At 50.3% G+C, this 16,371-nt stretch carries 19 protein-coding genes and 1 pseudogene; 16 read left to right on the plus strand and 4 right to left on the minus strand.

The features are described 5' to 3' along the window. Positions 1-6 precede the first annotated feature (6 nt). From pduE to FEK46_RS09580, 15 genes and pseudogenes are all read left to right on the plus strand, one after another. Entirely contained in the window at positions 7-525 is a 519-nt protein-coding gene (pduE, locus tag FEK46_RS09510) for a propanediol dehydratase small subunit PduE (protein ID WP_131161073.1), read from the plus strand. A gap of 9 nt (positions 526-534) precedes the next feature. Next, positions 535-2,375 (plus strand): annotated as a pseudogene (locus FEK46_RS09515) (diol dehydratase reactivase subunit alpha). Continuing rightward, a complete protein-coding gene (locus FEK46_RS09520) occupies positions 2,365-2,715 on the plus strand; it encodes a glycerol dehydratase reactivase beta/small subunit family protein (protein WP_135559442.1) in 351 nt (116 codons plus the stop codon). The pseudogene FEK46_RS09515 and the gene FEK46_RS09520 overlap by 11 nt, the downstream one beginning before the upstream one ends. A 19-nt stretch (positions 2,716-2,734) precedes the next feature. Next, entirely contained in the window at positions 2,735-3,010 is a 276-nt protein-coding gene (gene pduJ, locus FEK46_RS09525; RefSeq protein WP_001057752.1) for a propanediol utilization microcompartment protein PduJ, read from the plus strand. Between the two features lie 23 nt (positions 3,011-3,033). Then, positions 3,034-3,456 carry a BMC domain-containing protein gene (locus FEK46_RS09530; protein ID WP_165488980.1) on the plus strand — a complete coding sequence of 141 codons (423 nt, stop codon included), beginning with the start codon at positions 3,034-3,036 and terminating at the stop codon, positions 3,454-3,456. Between the two features lie 2 nt (positions 3,457-3,458). After that, positions 3,459-4,091, plus strand: coding sequence for a phosphate propanoyltransferase (locus FEK46_RS09535; protein WP_135559441.1), 633 nt, complete (start codon positions 3,459-3,461; stop codon positions 4,089-4,091). Next, positions 4,088-4,579, plus strand: a complete 492-nt coding sequence (gene pduM / locus FEK46_RS09540; protein ID WP_135410121.1) for a microcompartment protein PduM — start codon at positions 4,088-4,090, stop codon at positions 4,577-4,579. Before FEK46_RS09535 ends, pduM begins: the two co-directional genes overlap by 4 nt. A gap of 3 nt (positions 4,580-4,582) precedes the next feature. After that, positions 4,583-4,858 (plus strand): EutN/CcmL family microcompartment protein, encoded by a 276-nt coding sequence (locus FEK46_RS09545; RefSeq protein WP_130208669.1) that lies wholly within the window; start codon positions 4,583-4,585, stop codon positions 4,856-4,858. Positions 4,859-4,869: 11 nt separating this feature from the next. Then, positions 4,870-5,877: a two-domain cob(I)yrinic acid a,c-diamide adenosyltransferase PduO gene (pduO, locus tag FEK46_RS09550; protein WP_135559440.1), complete on the plus strand. Its 1,008-nt coding sequence runs from the start codon at positions 4,870-4,872 to the stop codon at positions 5,875-5,877. Next, positions 5,874-7,259: a CoA-acylating propionaldehyde dehydrogenase PduP gene (gene pduP / locus FEK46_RS09555; protein ID WP_135559439.1), complete on the plus strand. Its 1,386-nt coding sequence runs from the start codon at positions 5,874-5,876 to the stop codon at positions 7,257-7,259. The genes pduO and pduP overlap by 4 nt, the downstream gene beginning before the upstream one ends. Before the next feature lie 10 nt (positions 7,260-7,269). Then, positions 7,270-8,382: a 1-propanol dehydrogenase PduQ gene (locus FEK46_RS09560; RefSeq protein ID WP_135494131.1), complete on the plus strand. Its 1,113-nt coding sequence runs from the start codon at positions 7,270-7,272 to the stop codon at positions 8,380-8,382. Next, positions 8,379-9,740 (plus strand): 4Fe-4S dicluster domain-containing protein, encoded by a 1,362-nt coding sequence (locus FEK46_RS09565; protein ID WP_135559438.1) that lies wholly within the window; start codon positions 8,379-8,381, stop codon positions 9,738-9,740. The genes FEK46_RS09560 and FEK46_RS09565 overlap by 4 nt, the downstream gene beginning before the upstream one ends. Next, complete coding sequence (gene pduT, locus FEK46_RS09570) at positions 9,725-10,279, plus strand: propanediol utilization microcompartment protein PduT (RefSeq protein ID WP_130208679.1); 555 nt, start codon at positions 9,725-9,727, stop codon at positions 10,277-10,279. The genes FEK46_RS09565 and pduT overlap by 16 nt, the downstream gene beginning before the upstream one ends. Further along, on the plus strand, positions 10,279-10,629 hold the full coding sequence (gene pduU / locus FEK46_RS09575; protein WP_130208681.1) for a propanediol utilization microcompartment protein PduU: 351 nt from the start codon (positions 10,279-10,281) through the stop codon (positions 10,627-10,629). Before pduT ends, pduU begins: the two co-directional genes overlap by 1 nt. A 4-nt stretch (positions 10,630-10,633) precedes the next feature. After that, positions 10,634-11,077, plus strand: coding sequence for a EutP/PduV family microcompartment system protein (locus tag FEK46_RS09580; RefSeq protein ID WP_130208683.1), 444 nt, complete (start codon positions 10,634-10,636; stop codon positions 11,075-11,077). Between the two features lie 109 nt (positions 11,078-11,186). On the opposite strand, the gene FEK46_RS09585 is transcribed toward FEK46_RS09580, so the two are convergent. The 4 genes from FEK46_RS09585 to dacD all read right to left on the minus strand — a co-directional run bounded on the left by FEK46_RS09585 (position 11,187) and on the right by dacD (position 14,707). Next, the gene (locus FEK46_RS09585; protein ID WP_000450409.1) at positions 11,187-11,516 is read right to left on the minus strand and encodes a DUF496 family protein; all 330 of its coding nucleotides are present in this window, start codon (positions 11,514-11,516) and stop codon (positions 11,187-11,189) included. Positions 11,517-11,687: 171 nt separating this feature from the next. Further along, entirely contained in the window at positions 11,688-12,746 is a 1,059-nt protein-coding gene (locus FEK46_RS09590; RefSeq protein WP_135559437.1) for an FUSC family protein, read from the minus strand. 202 nt (positions 12,747-12,948) lie between these two features. Further along, positions 12,949-13,422 carry a DNA gyrase inhibitor SbmC gene (gene sbmC, locus FEK46_RS09595; RefSeq protein WP_130208687.1) on the minus strand — a complete coding sequence of 158 codons (474 nt, stop codon included), beginning with the start codon at positions 13,420-13,422 and terminating at the stop codon, positions 12,949-12,951. 118 nt (positions 13,423-13,540) lie between these two features. Then, positions 13,541-14,707, minus strand: a complete 1,167-nt coding sequence (gene dacD, locus FEK46_RS09600; RefSeq protein ID WP_130257598.1) for a serine-type D-Ala-D-Ala carboxypeptidase DacD — start codon at positions 14,705-14,707, stop codon at positions 13,541-13,543. A 211-nt stretch (positions 14,708-14,918) separates the two neighbouring features. On the opposite strand from dacD, the gene sbcB reads away from it, so the two are divergent. Next, entirely contained in the window at positions 14,919-16,343 is a 1,425-nt protein-coding gene (sbcB, locus tag FEK46_RS09605; RefSeq protein WP_130259982.1) for an exodeoxyribonuclease I, read from the plus strand. Positions 16,344-16,371: the final 28 nt, after the last annotated feature.

Consider the following 16,371-nt stretch of genomic DNA (forward strand, 5'->3'; position numbering starts at 1 on the left):
ACCTTCATGAATACCGATGCAATTGAGTCGATGGTCAGGGACGTGTTGAACCGCATGAACAGTCTACAGGATGCAGCTCCTGTTTCTGCGACACCCAACGCGTCAATACAGAACGCCAAAGTGACGGATTATCCGCTGGCAAATAAACATCCGGAATGGGTTAAAACGGCGACCAATAAAACGCTCGACGATTTCACTCTGGAGAATGTACTCAGCGATAAAGTCACCGCCCAGGACATGCGCATAACCCCTGAAACATTGCGTATTCAGGCCGCGATTGCCAGAGATGCTGGTCGCGATCGTCTGGCGATGAATTTTGAACGTGCCGCCGAGCTTACCTCAGTGCCGGATGATCGCATCCTTGAAATCTATAATGCGTTACGCCCTTATCGTTCAACTAAGCAAGAACTCATTGCCATTGCTGACGATCTTGAACGTCGTTATCAGGCCAAAATTTGCGCTGCATTTGTCCGCGAAGCTGCAGAACTCTATGTCGAGCGTAAAAAACTGAAAGGCGACGATTAAGGACGAACTATGCGATATATAGCAGGCATTGATATCGGCAATTCATCTACAGAAGTTGCTCTGGCGACGCTCAGTACGTCTGGAGAATTGTCATTCGTGAGCAGCGCCCTTGCGGAAACCACCGGAATTAAAGGTACGTTGCGTAACGTATATGGCATTCAGGAGGCGCTCGCACAGGCAACGAAAAAAGTCGGCATCAATGTCAGCGATATTTCGCTTATTCGTATCAACGAAGCAACTCCTGTCATTGGCGATGTGGCGATGTGGCGATGGAAACCATTACGGAAACCATCATCACCGAGTCAACCATGATTGGTCACAACCCAAAAACGCCAGGCGGAGTGGGACTGGGCGTGGGGCTCACCATCACTCCACAAGAGTTGTTAACACGTCCGGCGGATACACCGTACATTCTGGTCGTGTCATCGGCATTTGATTTTGCCGATATCGCGACCATGATAAACGCCTCCGTGCGTGCCGGATATCAACTGACTGGCGTTATTCTGCAACGTGATGATGGCGTGCTTGTCAGTAACCGCCTGGAAATCCCTTTACCCATTGTTGATGAAGTCCTCTACATCGATCGTATTCCGCTCGGCATGCTGGCCGCTATTGAAGTCGCCGTTCCCGGGAAGGTTATCGAAACCCTGTCTAATCCGTATGGGATTGCCACTGTTTTCGCCCTCAATGCTGAAGAGACTAAAAATATCGTTCCTGTTGCACGAGCACTCATAGGCAACCGTTCTGCAGTAGTGGTGAAAACACCTTCTGGCGACGTTAAAGCCCGTTCGATACCCGCCGGAAACATCGAGCTGCTTTCTGCCGGACGTACAATACGAGTTGATGTTGCTGCTGGTGCCGATGCCATTATGAAAGCGGTCGGCGAGTGCTCAAAACTGGAAAACGTAACGGGAGAACCGGGCACCAACATCGGCGGTATGCTGGAACATGTTCGCCAGACTATGGCGGAGCTGACCAATAAACCCAGCCACGAAATTTTTATTCAGGATTTACTGGCGATAGATACCTCTGTTCCCGTCAGCGTAACCGGTGGGCTGGCTGGTGAATTTTCACTGGAACAGGCAGTGGGTATCGCTTCAATGGTGAAATCCGACCGACTGCAAATGGCGATGATCGCCAGTGAAATTAAGCAAAAACTGCATGTTGATGTTCAGGTCGGAGGCGCTGAAGCAGAAGCTGCAATTCAGGGAGCCTTGACTACCCCAGGAACCACACGCCCTCTGGCAATTCTGGACTTAGGCGCAGGTTCTACCGATGCCTCCATCATCAATCAGAAAGGGGAAATGATAGCCACTCACCTTGCGGGAGCGGGCGACATGGTGACGATGATTATTGCCAGGGAACTGGGCTTAAATGATCGTTATCTGGCAGAAGAAATCAAAAAATACCCGTTGGCAAAAGTAGAAAGCCTGTTCCATTTACGCCATGAAGACGGCAGCGTTCAGTTCTTCCCTACTCCGCTGTCCCCTCATGTATTTGCCCGCGTTTGTGTGGTGAAACCTGACGAACTGGTGCCTATTCCCGGCGATTTAACACTGGAAAAAGTACGTGCTGTTCGCCGCAGTGCGAAAGAGCGCGTCTTCGTAACCAATGCCCTGCGCGCGCTACGTCAGGTAAGTCCAGGCGGAAATATTCGCGATATTCCGTTCGTCGTTCTGGTCGGCGGTTCTTCGCTGGATTTCGAAGTACCGCAGTTAGTCACCGATGCATTGGCGCATTATCGATTGGTCGCCGGACGGGGGAATATCCGTGGTAGTGAAGGCCCGCGCAATGCGGTAGCTACCGGGCTACTGATTTCCTGGCACAGGGAGTTGGCTCATGGAAAGTAAAGAACATACGCCCGCTATTGTCGTTACGGAAATAGGTGACTGTATCAGTACATGGACTGAGGTGCTTCTTGGCATTGAAGAGGAAGGTATCCCCTTTCGCATTCAACATATTCCGTCAGGCGAAGTCATCGATAGCGCCTGGCAGGCTGCTCGTCAGTCCCCCCTGTTGGTTGGCATAGCCTGCGACCAGGAAAAGCTGATTGTGCATTACAAAAACTTACCGGCATCAGCGCCACTGTTTACGCTGATGTATCAACAAGATAACCATGCCCGGCGCAGCATCGGCAATAACGCTGCCCGCCTGGTAAAAGGCATTCCCTTCAGGGAATGCCACTCATAATCCACAGGAGAAACGCTGTATGAACAACGCACTAGGACTGGTTGAAACAAAAGGGTTAGTTGGCGCAATTGAAGCCGCAGATGCCATGGTTAAATCCGCCAACGTGCAACTGGTTGGCTATGAAAAGATTGGTTCGGGTCTGATTACGGTGATGGTCCGTGGCGATGTTGGCGCAGTAAAAGCCGCCGTTGATGCAGGAAGCGCCGCCGCAAGCGCCGTTGGCGAAGTGAAATCCTGCCATGTCATCCCGCGGCCACACAGCGATGTTGAGGCCATTTTACCTAAATCTGCATAACCCCATTCGCTAAGGAGCACAGCGTGAAGCAATCACTGGGATTACTTGAAGTCAGTGGTCTGGCACTCGCCATCAGTTGCGCAGATGCTATGGCAAAAGCCGCGTCCATCACGCTGGTTGGCCTTGAGAAGACCAATGGCTCAGGCTGGACGCTCATTAAAATCACCGGTGACGTCGCCTCGGTTAATGCGGCGATCGCGACGGGTGCCAGTTTCGCCGAACAGCGAAATGGCCTCGTCGCACACAAAGTAATTGCCCGCCCGGGTGAGGGAATACTGCCCCGCCCAACAGAAACAATGAATATGACGGTGGCAGTAAGCGAAACGCCAGCAACAGTCGCCCCCCCAGAGATTATCAGCTGTAATTTGTGTCTTGATCCCGCGTGTCAACGGCAAAAAGGTGAGCCACGTTCACTTTGTCTGCACTCTGATAAGCGAGGGGAGTAGCAATGGATAAACAAACCTTGCAGGAGACTGTTAGCCAGGTTCTGGATGAAATGCGCGAACGCCCTATCCCTCTGGGCATTTCCAGTCGTCATATTCATCTTTCAACGGCGGATTATGTGCGCCTTTTTCCTGAACAAGCGATCAGCGAGAAAAAGTCATTACTGCAACCTGGTCAATTCGCTGCTGAACAGGTTGTTACGCTGGTGGGTCCAAAAGGCAAATTACACAACGTTCGCTTGTTAGGGCCACTACGTAACTCAAGCCAGGTGGAGATTTCCCGGACTGACGCCAGAACATTAGGGATCACCGCCCCGCTACGTATGTCTGGCGATCTCAGCGGCACACCGGGGATTCGTCTGATAAGCCCGTTTGCAGAGCTGGAAATCGCTTCTGGCGTTATTGTCGCACAACGGCACATTCATATGTCTTCGCTAGATGCCCTGATTTATGGCGTTACACATGGCGATAAAGTGGCGGTCGCCATTGAAGGTGATGAACGACGACTGATATTCGATAACGTTGCTGTTCGCGTCTCACCAGATATGCGCCTTGAAATACATATTGATACCGACGAGGCCAACGCCTCAGGCGCTGATAATCCAGCCGTTTTTGCCACGCTGGTGTCATTGCCATGAATAACAAACTGATGCAACACATTGTTGAAGAAGTGATTTTTCGCCTGAAACAACGTGCGGGGAAAACACTCGCGCTGACGGTTTCGCAACTGCGAGAAGCCCGCGTTAACGAAATAGTTCATCAGTATGCTTCGTTACAAATTCGATTCGTCGATTTACCGTTGCTGCGACAACTTGCGGAGAACGAAACGTCAGATCGAGCGGTAATCCACATTCACGAGGCGTTAGCCTGGGGAATACACATTCAATTGTCGTTGCAGAGTCATTTCCTGAACGCCATCAAATTGAAGTCTCTCGCTCATCTACCGCTAACCTGGTGCGACGAACAAGGACAACCAATCTACCTTCATCGTGGTCAACTTTTAAGTTATGCCGACGTAGTGCAGTTATGCGCAGGGATAGTAGTGTTGCAACGGAAATGTTGTGTGACCGCACTTGCGCGTGAAGCGGCAATGACCCGAAACATTCAGTTAATCAGGCAGGAGTAACCCATGCATCTGGCTCGAGTCACTGGCGCGGTGGTATCCACGCAAAAATCACCATCCCTGGTCGGGAAAAAACTGCTGCTGGTTCGCCGGGTCAGTGCTGACGGCGAACTGCCTCTCACGCCATTAACCGGTGACGAAGTTGCCGTTGATTCAGTCGGTGCAGGCGTCGGTGAGTTGGTACTCCTCAGCAGCGGCTCCAGCGCCAGACATGTTTTTAGCGGCCCCAACGAAGCCATCGACCTGGCAGTGGTCGGCATTGTAGATACGATTTCGCGCTAAGGAATTGAAAGATGGCGATTTATACCCGCACAGGTGATTCAGGAAGTACGTCTCTATTTACCGGACAACGCGTGAGTAAAACTCATCTACGCGTCGAAGCCTACGGCACACTGGATGAACTGAACGCGACACTCAGTCTGTGTTATTGCGCCACCGCCATCGAAAGCCATCGCATATTACTGGAAGCCATTCAGCAACAGATATTTTGGTTTAGCGCCGAACTCGCCAGTGAAAGCGAGCAGCCATCAGCGCAGCAGCGTTACATCAGTACGGAAGAAATTGCCGCACTTGAAAAAGCGATCGATAGCGCAATGAGCGCTGTTCCTCCAGTTCACTGTTTCATTCTGCCAGGACGTTGTGAAGCCGCGAGCCGCATGCATTTCGCCCGCACCGTGGCCCGGAGAGCTGAAAGGCGTCTGGTTGAACTGACAAAGGAAGCCTCCGTCCGCCATGTTTTGCTGCACTATATTAACCGGCTTTCCGATTGCCTGTATGCCCTCGCCCGCGTGGAAGACAACGTTGCTCATCAGAACCTGATGATTCAGGAAATCACAAAACGTTATCACGCAGCCAACCACATTCCAGCATTGAAGGAACGCACGATGTCGCTCACTTTTCAGGATCTTCATCAGCTCATTCGTAGCGCGGCAATGCGCGCGGATGAACTGCATATTCCCGTTGTCATCAGCATTGTTGATGCCAACGGGACAGAAAGTGTTACCTGGCGGATGCCTGATGCACTTCTGGTCAGCAGTGAACTGGCACCGAAAAAAGCCTGGACCGCCGTGGCGATGAAAACGGCAACACACAAGCTTACGGATACCGTGCAACCGGGTGCGCCGCTTTACGGACTCGAAAGCCATATGCAAGGCAAAGTCGTCACTTTTGGTGGCGGCTTCCCCCTCTGGCGTGACGGAATATTGCTTGGAGGGCTTGGGATTAGTGGTGGTAGCGTTGAACAAGACATGGATATTGCCCAAAGCGCAATGACGGCAATTAACGTGGGAGAAAACCAATGAATAACTCTGAATTAGAAACACTGATCCGCAATATTCTGCGCGAGCAGCTAGCACCCACGACATCACAAACGCAAAGAAACGGTATTTTCCAGACTGTCGATGAAGCTATCAGCGCTGCACACCAGGCCTTTTTGCGTTTTCAACAGTGTCCTCTTAAAACCCGCAGCGCCATTATCAGCGCTATTCGCGAAGAATTAATGCCCCTTCTTACAGAACTGGCGAAAGAGAGCGCTAACGAAACGGGAATGGGAAATAAAGAAGATAAGTACTTAAAAAACAAAGCGGCACTCGATAACACACCTGGAATTGAAGATTTAACCACCACCGCACTGACCGGTGATGGTGGCATGGTTTTGTTTGAATACTCCCCGTTTGGAGTTATTGGCTCGGTCACGCCAAGTACCAATCCCACGGAAACCATCATTAACAACAGCATCAGCATGCTGGCAGCTGGTAATAGCGTCTACTTCAGTCCACACCCGGGAGCCCAAAACGTCTCGCTGAAATTGATCGCCATAATCGAAGACATCGCGTTTCGCTGTAGTGGCATTCATAACCTGATCGTTACTGTATCTGAACCGACCTTTGCTGCCACCGAACAGATGATGGCGCACCCTAAAATCAGCGTTCTGGCGATTACCGGCGGTCCGGGCATCGTCGCCATGGGAATGAAAAGTGGCAAGAAAGTGATTGGTGCCGGTGCGGGTAATCCCCCCTGCATCGTCGATGAAACGGCAGATATTGTGAAAGCTGCCGAAGACATCATCAACGGAGCCTCGTTTGATTACAACCTGCCATGTATCGCTGAAAAAAGTCTGATCGTCGTGGCGTCAGTGGCTGATTATTTGATTCAACAGATGCAAAGTTTTGGCGCCCTTCTTCTTAGCCATGAACAAACTGAAAAATTGCGTGCTGTTTGCCTGCCAGACGGCGTCGCCAACAAAAAACTGGTCGGCAAAAGTCCATCAACCTTGCTCGAGGCCGCAGGCCTCCCTTTGCCGGTAAAAGCGCCGCGCTTACTGATTGCCGTTGTTGACGCCGATGATAGCTGGGTTACCAGCGAACAACTCATGCCAATGCTACCCATTGTGAAGGTCAACGATTTTGATAGCGCCCTCACACTGGCGCTGAATGTAGAAGACAGTTTGCATCACACCGCAATTATGCACTCGCAGAACATCTCACGGCTCAACCTTGCTGCGCGCGTTATGCAAACCTCTATCTTTGTCAAAAATGGCCCCTCCTGGGCTGGTATTGGCGTCGGTGGCGAAGGTTTTACGACCTTCACCATTGCTACACCGACCGGAGAAGGGACAACGTCAGCCCGGACTTTTGCCCGCTCACGACGCTGTGTGTTAACCAGCGGCTTTTCCATTCGCTAGAGAAACGGAAATGAATACTTTTTCACTACAAACGCGTTTATACAGCGGACCGGGAAGTCTCAAAGTGCTTAGTCGTTTCACCAATAAGCACATCTGGATTATTTGCGACGCCTTTCTGGCGCGATCGCCATTGATTGATACCTTGCGCCTGGCGCTACCCGACAGCAATCGCCTCAGTATTTTTAGCGAAATAACGCCCGATCCAACTATCCAGACAGTGGCAAAAGGCATCTCTCAGATGCAAACTTTGCGCCCGGATGTGGTTATCGGTTTTGGCGGCGGCTCTGCACTGGACGCCGCAAAAGCAATTGTCTGGTTTAGTCGCCAGTGTGCTATCGAAATTGAAACCTGCGTCGCTATTCCCACCACCAGCGGCACCGGTTCAGAAGTGACCAGCGCCTGTGTCATCAGCGATCCTGAGAAAGGAATTAAATATCCCCTTTTCGATAACGCACTTTATCCGGATATCGCGATCCTTGATCCATCTCTGGTCGTGAGCGTGCCACCGGCGATAACAGCCAATACCGGAATGGATGTTTTAACCCATGCGCTTGAAGCCTATGTTTCTCCCCGCGCCAGTGACTTCACGGATGCACTGGTCGAAAAAACCGTGCAAATTGTTTTTCAATACCTGCCCACTGCAGTGAAGAAAGGCGATTGTATTGCCACCCGCGGTAAAATGCATAATGCCTCTACACTTGCCGGAATGGCCTTTAGCCAGGCCGGACTGGGATTAAATCATGCGATTGCCCATCAACTCGGTGGGCAGTTTCATTTGCCCCACGGTCTGGCGAATGCGCTCCTGCTGACGTCAGTTATTCGTTTTAATGCTGGCGATCCTCGCGCCGCCAAACGCTACGCCCGGCTGGCTAAAACGTGTCATTTATGCCCGGACAATGCCAATGACACCGCAAGCCTGAATGCACTCATTCAACATATTGAACAGCTCAAAAAAGCGTGTTCAATACCGACTCTCGCCAATGCGCTGAAAGAAAAAAAAGCAGAATGGTCATCACGTATTCCCGATATGGTTCAGGCGGCGCTGGCGGATGCTACATTGCGTACCAACCCACGTGTGGCTGATACCAATGCTATTGCAGAATTGCTTGAGGAGTTGTTATGAACGTCGAGTTTACGTCCTGCGACGGTCAGACGATCCGCGAGCGAGTACAAGCAGCAGGCGTTGTTGGTGCTGGTGGCGCAGGATTTCCGACACATATCAAGCTACAAGCACGTGTTGATACGTTCCTGGTGAATGCGGCGGAATGCGAACCCATGTTGAAAGTGGACCAGCAGTTAATGGCACAGCAAGCCAGCCGCCTGCTTCGCGGTGTTCACTATGCAATGAAAGCCACCGGGGCCAGTAGCGGAATCATCGCGCTGAAAGAAAAGTATCAACTGGCAATAAACGCCCTCACACCATTACTACCGCCTGATATCCGCCTGCATATTTTGCCCGACGTTTACCCCGCAGGAGACGAAGTGCTGACCATCTGGATGGCAACAGGTCGCCGCGTTCCACCAGCCGCGTTGCCCGTTAGCGTCGGCGTAGTCGTCAATAACGTCCAGACTGTGCTGAATATTGCCAGAGCTGTTGAGCAGCAGTATCCGGTAACGCGCCGCACGCTAACCGTTAATGGTGCAGTTGCTAAACCCGTAACGGTGACAGTTCCCATCGGGATCTCTTTACGCGAGGTACTGGCGCTGGCGGGAGGCGCAACAGTAGATAATCCTGGTTTTATCAATGGCGGTCCGATGATGGGGAGTTTGATCACATCGCTCGATACGCCAGTCAGCAAAACCACTGGCGGCTTGCTGGTTTTACCCAACTCTCATTCACTGATCCAACGTCGAATGCAGGATGACCGTAGCGTACTTGCCGTCGCGAAAACCGTTTGTGAACAATGCCGCTTATGTACCGATCTCTGCCCACGCCATTTAATTGGTCACGAACTATCACCACATTTGTTAGTACGTGCAGTTAACTACCAACAGCTCGCTACGCCGCAACTGTTACTGACAGCGCTCACCTGTTCGGAGTGCAACGTCTGCGCCAGCGTTGCCTGCCCGGTAGGTATTTCACCCATGCGCATAAACCGCCTGCTTAAGCAGGAACTACGCGCAAAAAACCTCCACTACGAAGGTGCCTTAAATCCTGAGGATGCCATGGCAAATTATCGGCTGATTCCAGTAAAACGGCTGGTGGCAAGATTGGGATTAGCCACGTGGTATCAGGACGCGCCATTGTCTGAACACGTACCACAACCCGAAAAAGTGACACTATTGTTACGTCAGCACATCGGTGCCAGCGCAATTCCGTGTGTACAAAACGGCGATCGCGTCGTTCGTGGGCAGTGCGTAGGTCAAATTCCACACGGCACATTAGGTGCCCCTGTTCATGCCAGTATTGATGGCATGGTCAGCGATGTGACAGAAAACGCGATTACGATAGTGAGAGGTCAATCATGTCGAAAGCGGTAGGTATTTTAGAACTTAGCAGTATCGCGAAAGGAATGGAAACCGGCGATGCCATGCTGAAAAGCGCCAACGTTGAATTACTGGTCAGCAAAACGCTTTGCCCCGGTAAATTTCTGCTGATGCTCGGAGGCGATGTCGGTGCAGTACAGCAGGCCATCAGCAGCGGCGCTTCCCTTGCAGGTGAAATGCTGGTCGACAGTCTGCTCCTTCCTAATATTCATCCCACTATCCTGCCCGCAATCAGCGGTCTGAACCATGTTGACCAGCGACGGGCTGTCGGTGTAGTCGAAACCTGGAGTGTAGCGGCCTGCATTGACGCTGCCGATTGTGCAGTGAAAGCGGCAAACGTCACGCTCGTACGGGTACATATGGCCTTTGGTATTGGCGGTAAATGCTACATGGTAGTGGCAGGCGATATTTCTGATGTTAATAACGCGGTATCTGTCGCCAGCGAGCGAGCGGGGGAAAAAGGTTTGTTGGTCTATCGCTCGGTAATTGCCCGTCCGCATGAAGCCATGTGGCGTCAGATGGTGGAGGGATAATGTCAACTCAGCACACGACTGAACGAATGATTCAGGAATACGTCCCCGGTAAACAGGTCACGTTGGCACATGTTATTGCCAATCCTGGAAAGGATCTGTTTAAAAAATTAGGCTTACCGGACACCGTTTCCGCTATTGGCATTCTGACGATTACCCCCAGCGAAGCATCTATCATCGCATGTGATATCGCTACAAAATCAGGCGCTGTAGAGATTGGTTTTCTTGATCGTTTTACCGGTGCCGTAGTGCTGACTGGCGATGTTTCTGCTATCGAATATGCACTTAGCCAGGTTACCCGCACGCTGGGCGAAATGATGCGCTTTACCGCCTGCCCCATTACGCGGACCTGACACTATGCGACGCATGATGCTCATTGGCCCCAGCCAGTGCGGAAAAACATCACTCACGCAATGCCTGCGCGGAGAGAATATTCAGTATCAGAAAACGCAGGCAATCGTCTGGTCACCGGCCACCATTGACACTCCCGGGGAATACCTCGAAAACCGCAGTCTTTACAGTGCGCTGCTGGTCAGCGCCTGTGAAGCAGACATTATCGCGCTGGTGCTTAATGCGGACGCGCCGTGGTCCCCTTTTTCGCCAGGCTTTACCACGTCAATGAATCGCCCGGTCATTGGGGTAGTCACCAAAGTGGATTTAGCCAGTGAAGAACAGATATCTTTGGTGAAATGCTGGCTACGGGAAGCCGGAGCTCGAAAGGTGTTAATGACCAGTGCGGTAGATAACATCGGGGTTGCAGAACTTCTTGCCTTATTGCATACAGAAGAAGGCAGTCGTTAAGCCAGAGATTTCAATATGTTATGAGATGGGAATGATGACTTACAACAGTGAGAAAAGAATCAATGAACAATGAGGATTGCCCGGCAATCCTCATTGAATAAAGTAGAAATTACTTCGCTTCGCCGTTTTTCATTTCGCCCATAGCTTTCAGCTTTTTGGAGATATCGCGGCGTTCTTTGGAGAGCTCAGCATTTTTGATGATGTAATCATCAACACGATCTTCATAGTCGCCTTTCATGCTGGCGATGATGCCCTGAATTGCTTCAACGCTCATACCAGGTTTGATGTAGTCGCTCAGGTTGTCGAGCAGCAGGACACGTTTCTGGTTGTCACGGATCTTTTTCTCAACGTCCTGGATTTCACGTTGCAGTTTGTTCTTACGACGGAACAGGCGAACAAATTCCAGTACGTCCTGGAATGAAGGCTTGGTAGTTTCCATTTTTATACCCCTGATAATGTGAGAGTCAGATTCGTTTAAGCAACCGCTATTCGTTAGCGCCAACATTACTCATAGCTGCCGCAGATGACAATGCTTTTATCCCTATTCACTATCATACCCTTTATCCTTGCTGAATCGAAGCAGCAGCAATTTGATTCTGAAGGTCGGAATTTATTTGCGTAAAGCCCGACAAATCAGATTTGACAGCAACTCCAGTTGATGCGCCGTTTCCATGTTTAGCCATACATAGCCATAAATCGGCGTCTCAACGACTTTCAGATCATGATGATTAGCGAGCAACTGGCGCAACTCTTCCACAGCATCGTTCAGTTTTTCTGTATTAGCAAAAACCGGCTGTGGATTACCTTCGTACAGGGCATGAACAAGAGTCAGCACTATTTGCTGCATCATTTGCTGTGTGTCGCGCAGTTTTTGCGCATTCAGTAGCACAAAATGACTGGGCCTCGTGGCCCAGTAAGCATTGATTTGCAGCTCCAGCATACAAACCAGATTACGGTTAATCGTCTGGATACCTTCATATATCGATTTTGGAATACGGGTTTCTTTGCTGGCGGGTGCAATCAGCCCACGCATTTTCACGGCATCGGTCAGGAGTTTTTGCAGATGGCTTTCCAGACGTGGGCGTTCGAGTAAGTTTGGTGAGAATGCTGATTGATAGACCCGATTATATTCGGTCAGACTTTTCGCCAGTTGAATGCGCCAGTGGATGAAGGCCCGTTGTGGCCAGATACCGGTAAACAACATTGCCAGTAAAGAGCCGAGGATCACATCGCCGCTTCGCCATAATGCCGTATCAATTTCACCTGTCGGGGAACCAACAACAATCGCCAGCGTCACACCAATCAATAAGCCTTGATAAGGTTTCTTGCCCAGCGCCAACCAGCCGCAAAGGAACATCGCCGCCGCGCACCAGACCAACATCAGAGGTAACGAAATTAACTCCAGTTGCAGGGCTATAAGACCTAAAATCGAGCCGAACACCGTACCGCCAATACGTTCGAATGCTCGAGGGACGACGTTACCCCAAAACGAGATAGGCCCCATGATCACCACCATAGTGACCAGTGGCCAGGTGCTTTCCGGGATAGTAAACAGGCGAATAATGAGAAAAGTCAGCAGGAATGCTAGTGCGACGCGAGTACCATGCACGATACGGTAATGACGGTACACACGAATTTCAAACGGACTAAGGCACTTATCAGCTCGCACGCTGGAACTCCGTTAAATAAGGATAAAGTTAACTCAGAACGATTACTGCGGCCAGACACTAAACCAGGTGTCCAGCCGACTTACAAAAAGTAATCCGGAACATTCCCGAAGGGATTATCAGAAGTCTGAAGGCCAATTTTACCCTTTTACATGACGAAAAACAGCGAAGCAATCAGGTTAACACCCTGTTGTTGCACCAGCATTAACCCATTTTCGGCTGCACTGCGACATACATTTCAATATCCCAATAGCCGTCTTCCGCTCCGTTATTAAGATAAACTTCGAAACAGGGCTTAGGTGACATCTGATAAGCACTGTCTTGCAAGAGAGTATTAAAAAACTGATACCATGGCGTAGAAAAATCATCGCCTTCTACGCGGGCAACGGCAACCGCATATTGCCCACCGGAGATTTCCGTCAGGATCACGCCTTCACTGTTTTCCGGTAGAGTGAAATTGTTCTCCAGGGAAACCACCGTGTCACAACGTAACTTTTCGGCAGGTGTTTCATCTGGGTTATCGTAATAGACGGCAAGCCATTCCTTAGGCACAACTTTTTTGTTGTCTACCCACATCATCAACTGCTCAAAACCTTTCTTCACCGTTTGTTCCCACGGGCCAACGAGATGGAAACCTGCAACGGTACGTTTATCTTCCTGCTTAATCTCGTAGTTCATGACGCCTCCATATACACTGTTTTTTTGTACAGTATATTTTGCAATGTAAATACCACAAGGAATGAGTGTTGATTATGCGAGCAGACTCGCACTCCTGCCAGTCGGCGCTAAATAAAGGTCAGGATTTATGGTGGAAATAATCGCTCAACCTGGAAAACATACCGCCTTCACCGACAGATTCCAGGGTAACCAATGGCCAGTGCGCAACCAATTTATCGCGGTCGTACAGCTCAATTTCCCCTACCCGCTTGTGAGCAGCAATTGGCGCAGTGAGTTCTTTACCATCAAGGGTATATTTTGCTTTGATATTAGGGATCTCCGCTTTCGGCAGCACCATCCAGAATTCTTGTTCCGTTCCCAGTGCGATGTTTTCTTTATCACCATACCAGATGCGCTCCGTACCGACCTTTTTCCCACGGTGCAAAATTTGCACCGTAGTAAAGTTTTGCTGCCCCCAACGCAGTAATTTTCTAGCCTCTTCTTCGCGAGCTTTTGCGCTGTCGGCCCCCATTACCACTGCAATGAGACGGCGTTGCCCATCCACCGCCGAAGCAATGAGATTAAACCCGGCCCCGGATGTATGCCCGGTTTTCAGGCCGTCAACGTTCATGGTTTTATCCCACAATAGCCCGTTTCGGTTTTGCTGGGTGATGCCGTTCCAGGTAAGGCTTTTTTCGCTGTACATATGGTAAAACTCAGGTTCGCCGTGGATGATGGCGCGAGAAAGCACGGCTAAATCATAGGCTGAGCTATGCTGGCCCGGCGCATCCAGACCGTGAACCGTTTCAAAATGGGTATCCTGTAAATGCAACTTTTCAGCGTAATTGTTCATCATTGTGACGAACTGCCGTTGCCCCCCGGCAATATAATCTGCAAGCGCCACACAGGCGTCATTGCCGGAATCCACAATTAATCCACGGCTTAAATCACGTACCGATACGCGATCGCCCTCTTTCAAAAACATCAGTGAAGAGCCGACAAAAACAGGATTATCTTTCGCCCACGCATCGCGTCCCACAGTGACAATATCGTCTGGTGTTATGCGATGGCTATCGATAGCGCGATCGACGACATAGCCCGTCATTAGCTTAGTCAGGCTGGCAGGGTTACGTTGTTGGTGCTCATTACCCGCCGTGAGGATCTGTCCGGTTGTGTAATCCATCAAAACCCATGATCCCGCATGAATCTCCGGAGGTTGGGGTGAAAAGGGAATATTTTCCGCCGCAAAACCAGACGATAAATTAAAAACGAACAAAGAAGCAGCAATAATAAGACGGCGTTTCAACAGCAAATCCTCAGGTGTTTCCAATAGCTGTTCTTTTTACGGAAATCCTGATGAACTGGCTGGAATAAAGTGCAAGAAAATGTGACATTTATCTCATTTTAATCTGACATTATCTGTTTTCACACGCAGCCAAAATATCGCTCTAAAGCTGATTAGCACGGTGATATTTGATACTCTGGCATACAACAGAAATAACGGATTTAACCTAACGATGAATGACGGTAAGCAACAATCTACCTTTTTGTTTCATGATTACGAAACCTTTGGCACGCACCCCGCGTTAGATCGCCCAGCGCAGTTTGCCGCCATTCGCACTGATAGCGAATTCAATATTATCGGCGAACCTGAAGTCTTTTACTGTAAGCCTGCGGACGATTATTTACCCCAGCCAGGGGCGGTGTTAATTACCGGCATCACTCCACAGGAAGCGCGTGCAAAAGGGGAAAACGAAGCTGCCTTTGCCGCCCGTATTCACTCGCTTTTTACCGTACCGAAGACCTGTATTCTTGGTTACAACAATGTGCGTTTTGACGACGAAGTTACACGCAATATCTTTTATCGTAATTTTTACGATCCCTATGCCTGGAGTTGGCAACATGATAACTCTCGCTGGGATCTGCTTGACGTGATGCGTGCCTGTTATGCCCTGCGCCCGGAGGGGATTAACTGGCCTGAAAATGAAGATGGTTTACCGAGCTTTCGACTTGAACATTTAACCAAAGCTAATGGTATTGAACATAGCAACGCCCACGATGCGATGGCCGATGTGTACGCCACTATTGCGATGGCGAAGTTGGTGAAAACACGTCAACCACGGCTGTTTGATTATCTCTTTACCCATCGTAATAAGCACAAACTGACGGCGTTGATTGATGTGCCGCAGATGAAACCGCTGGTACATGTTTCCGGTATGTTTGGCGCATGGCGCGGCAATACCAGCTGGGTGGCGCCACTGGCGTGGCATCCTGAAAATCGCAATGCCGTGATTATGGTGGATTTGGCAGGAGATATCTCGCCACTCCTGGAGCTGGACAGCGACACGCTGCGCGAGCGTCTGTATACCGCAAAGGCCGATCTGGGCGATAACGCCGCAGTCCCGGTTAAGCTGGTGCATATCAATAAATGCCCGGTGCTGGCGCAGGCGAATACGCTGCGCCCGGAAGATGCCGACAGGTTGAGAATTAATCGTCAGCATTGTCTCGATAACCTGAAAATTCTGCGTGAACACCCGCAAGTGCGTGAAAAAGTGGTTGCGATATTTGCTGAAGCCGAACCATTTACACCTTCAGATAACGTCGATGCACAGCTCTATAATGGCTTTTTCAGTGACGCCGATCGCGCCGCAATGAAAATTGTCCTGGAAACCGAGCCGCGTAATTTACCGGCACTGGATATCACCTTTGTCGATAAACGTATTGAGAAACTGTTATTCAATTATCGGGCGCGTAACTTCCCGGGGACGCTGGATTACGCCGAGCAGCAACGCTGGCTGGAGCACCGCCGTCAGGTCTTCACAGCAGAATTTTTGCAAGGTTATGCTGATGAATTGCAGATGCTGGCACAACAATATGCCGATGACAAAGAGAAAGTAGCGCTGTTAAAAGCGCTTTGGCAGTACGCAGAAGAGATCGTCTGAAACAAAAAAGCCGGAGCGATATAAACTC

It is taken from the genome of Escherichia sp. E4736 (genome assembly GCF_005781225.1).
In the GTDB taxonomy this organism is placed as follows: domain Bacteria; phylum Pseudomonadota; class Gammaproteobacteria; order Enterobacterales; family Enterobacteriaceae; genus Escherichia.

Excerpts from the sequence above, each read along its gene's own strand:
- pduO (WP_135559440.1), top strand. The coding sequence starts at position 4,870 with ATGGCGATTTATACCCGCACAGGTGATTCAGGAAGTACGTCTCTATTT.
- FEK46_RS09580 (WP_130208683.1), top strand. The coding sequence starts at position 10,634 with ATGCGACGCATGATGCTCATTGGCCCCAGCCAGTGCGGAAAAACATCA.
- FEK46_RS09520 (WP_135559442.1), top strand. The coding sequence starts at position 2,365 with ATGGAAAGTAAAGAACATACGCCCGCTATTGTCGTTACGGAAATAGGT.
- pduP (WP_135559439.1), top strand. The coding sequence starts at position 5,874 with ATGAATAACTCTGAATTAGAAACACTGATCCGCAATATTCTGCGCGAG.
- pduE (WP_131161073.1), top strand. The coding sequence starts at position 7 with ATGAATACCGATGCAATTGAGTCGATGGTCAGGGACGTGTTGAACCGC.
- pduM (WP_135410121.1), top strand. The coding sequence starts at position 4,088 with ATGAATAACAAACTGATGCAACACATTGTTGAAGAAGTGATTTTTCGC.
- FEK46_RS09565 (WP_135559438.1), top strand. The coding sequence starts at position 8,379 with ATGAACGTCGAGTTTACGTCCTGCGACGGTCAGACGATCCGCGAGCGA.
- FEK46_RS09545 (WP_130208669.1), top strand. The coding sequence starts at position 4,583 with ATGCATCTGGCTCGAGTCACTGGCGCGGTGGTATCCACGCAAAAATCA.
- pduT (WP_130208679.1), top strand. The coding sequence starts at position 9,725 with ATGTCGAAAGCGGTAGGTATTTTAGAACTTAGCAGTATCGCGAAAGGA.
- pduU (WP_130208681.1), top strand. The coding sequence starts at position 10,279 with ATGTCAACTCAGCACACGACTGAACGAATGATTCAGGAATACGTCCCC.
- FEK46_RS09585 (WP_000450409.1), bottom strand. The coding sequence starts at position 11,516 with ATGGAAACTACCAAGCCTTCATTCCAGGACGTACTGGAATTTGTTCGC.
- FEK46_RS09560 (WP_135494131.1), top strand. The coding sequence starts at position 7,270 with ATGAATACTTTTTCACTACAAACGCGTTTATACAGCGGACCGGGAAGT.
- sbmC (WP_130208687.1), bottom strand. The coding sequence starts at position 13,422 with ATGAACTACGAGATTAAGCAGGAAGATAAACGTACCGTTGCAGGTTTC.
- sbcB (WP_130259982.1), top strand. The coding sequence starts at position 14,919 with ATGAATGACGGTAAGCAACAATCTACCTTTTTGTTTCATGATTACGAA.
- FEK46_RS09535 (WP_135559441.1), top strand. The coding sequence starts at position 3,459 with ATGGATAAACAAACCTTGCAGGAGACTGTTAGCCAGGTTCTGGATGAA.
- pduJ (WP_001057752.1), top strand. The coding sequence starts at position 2,735 with ATGAACAACGCACTAGGACTGGTTGAAACAAAAGGGTTAGTTGGCGCA.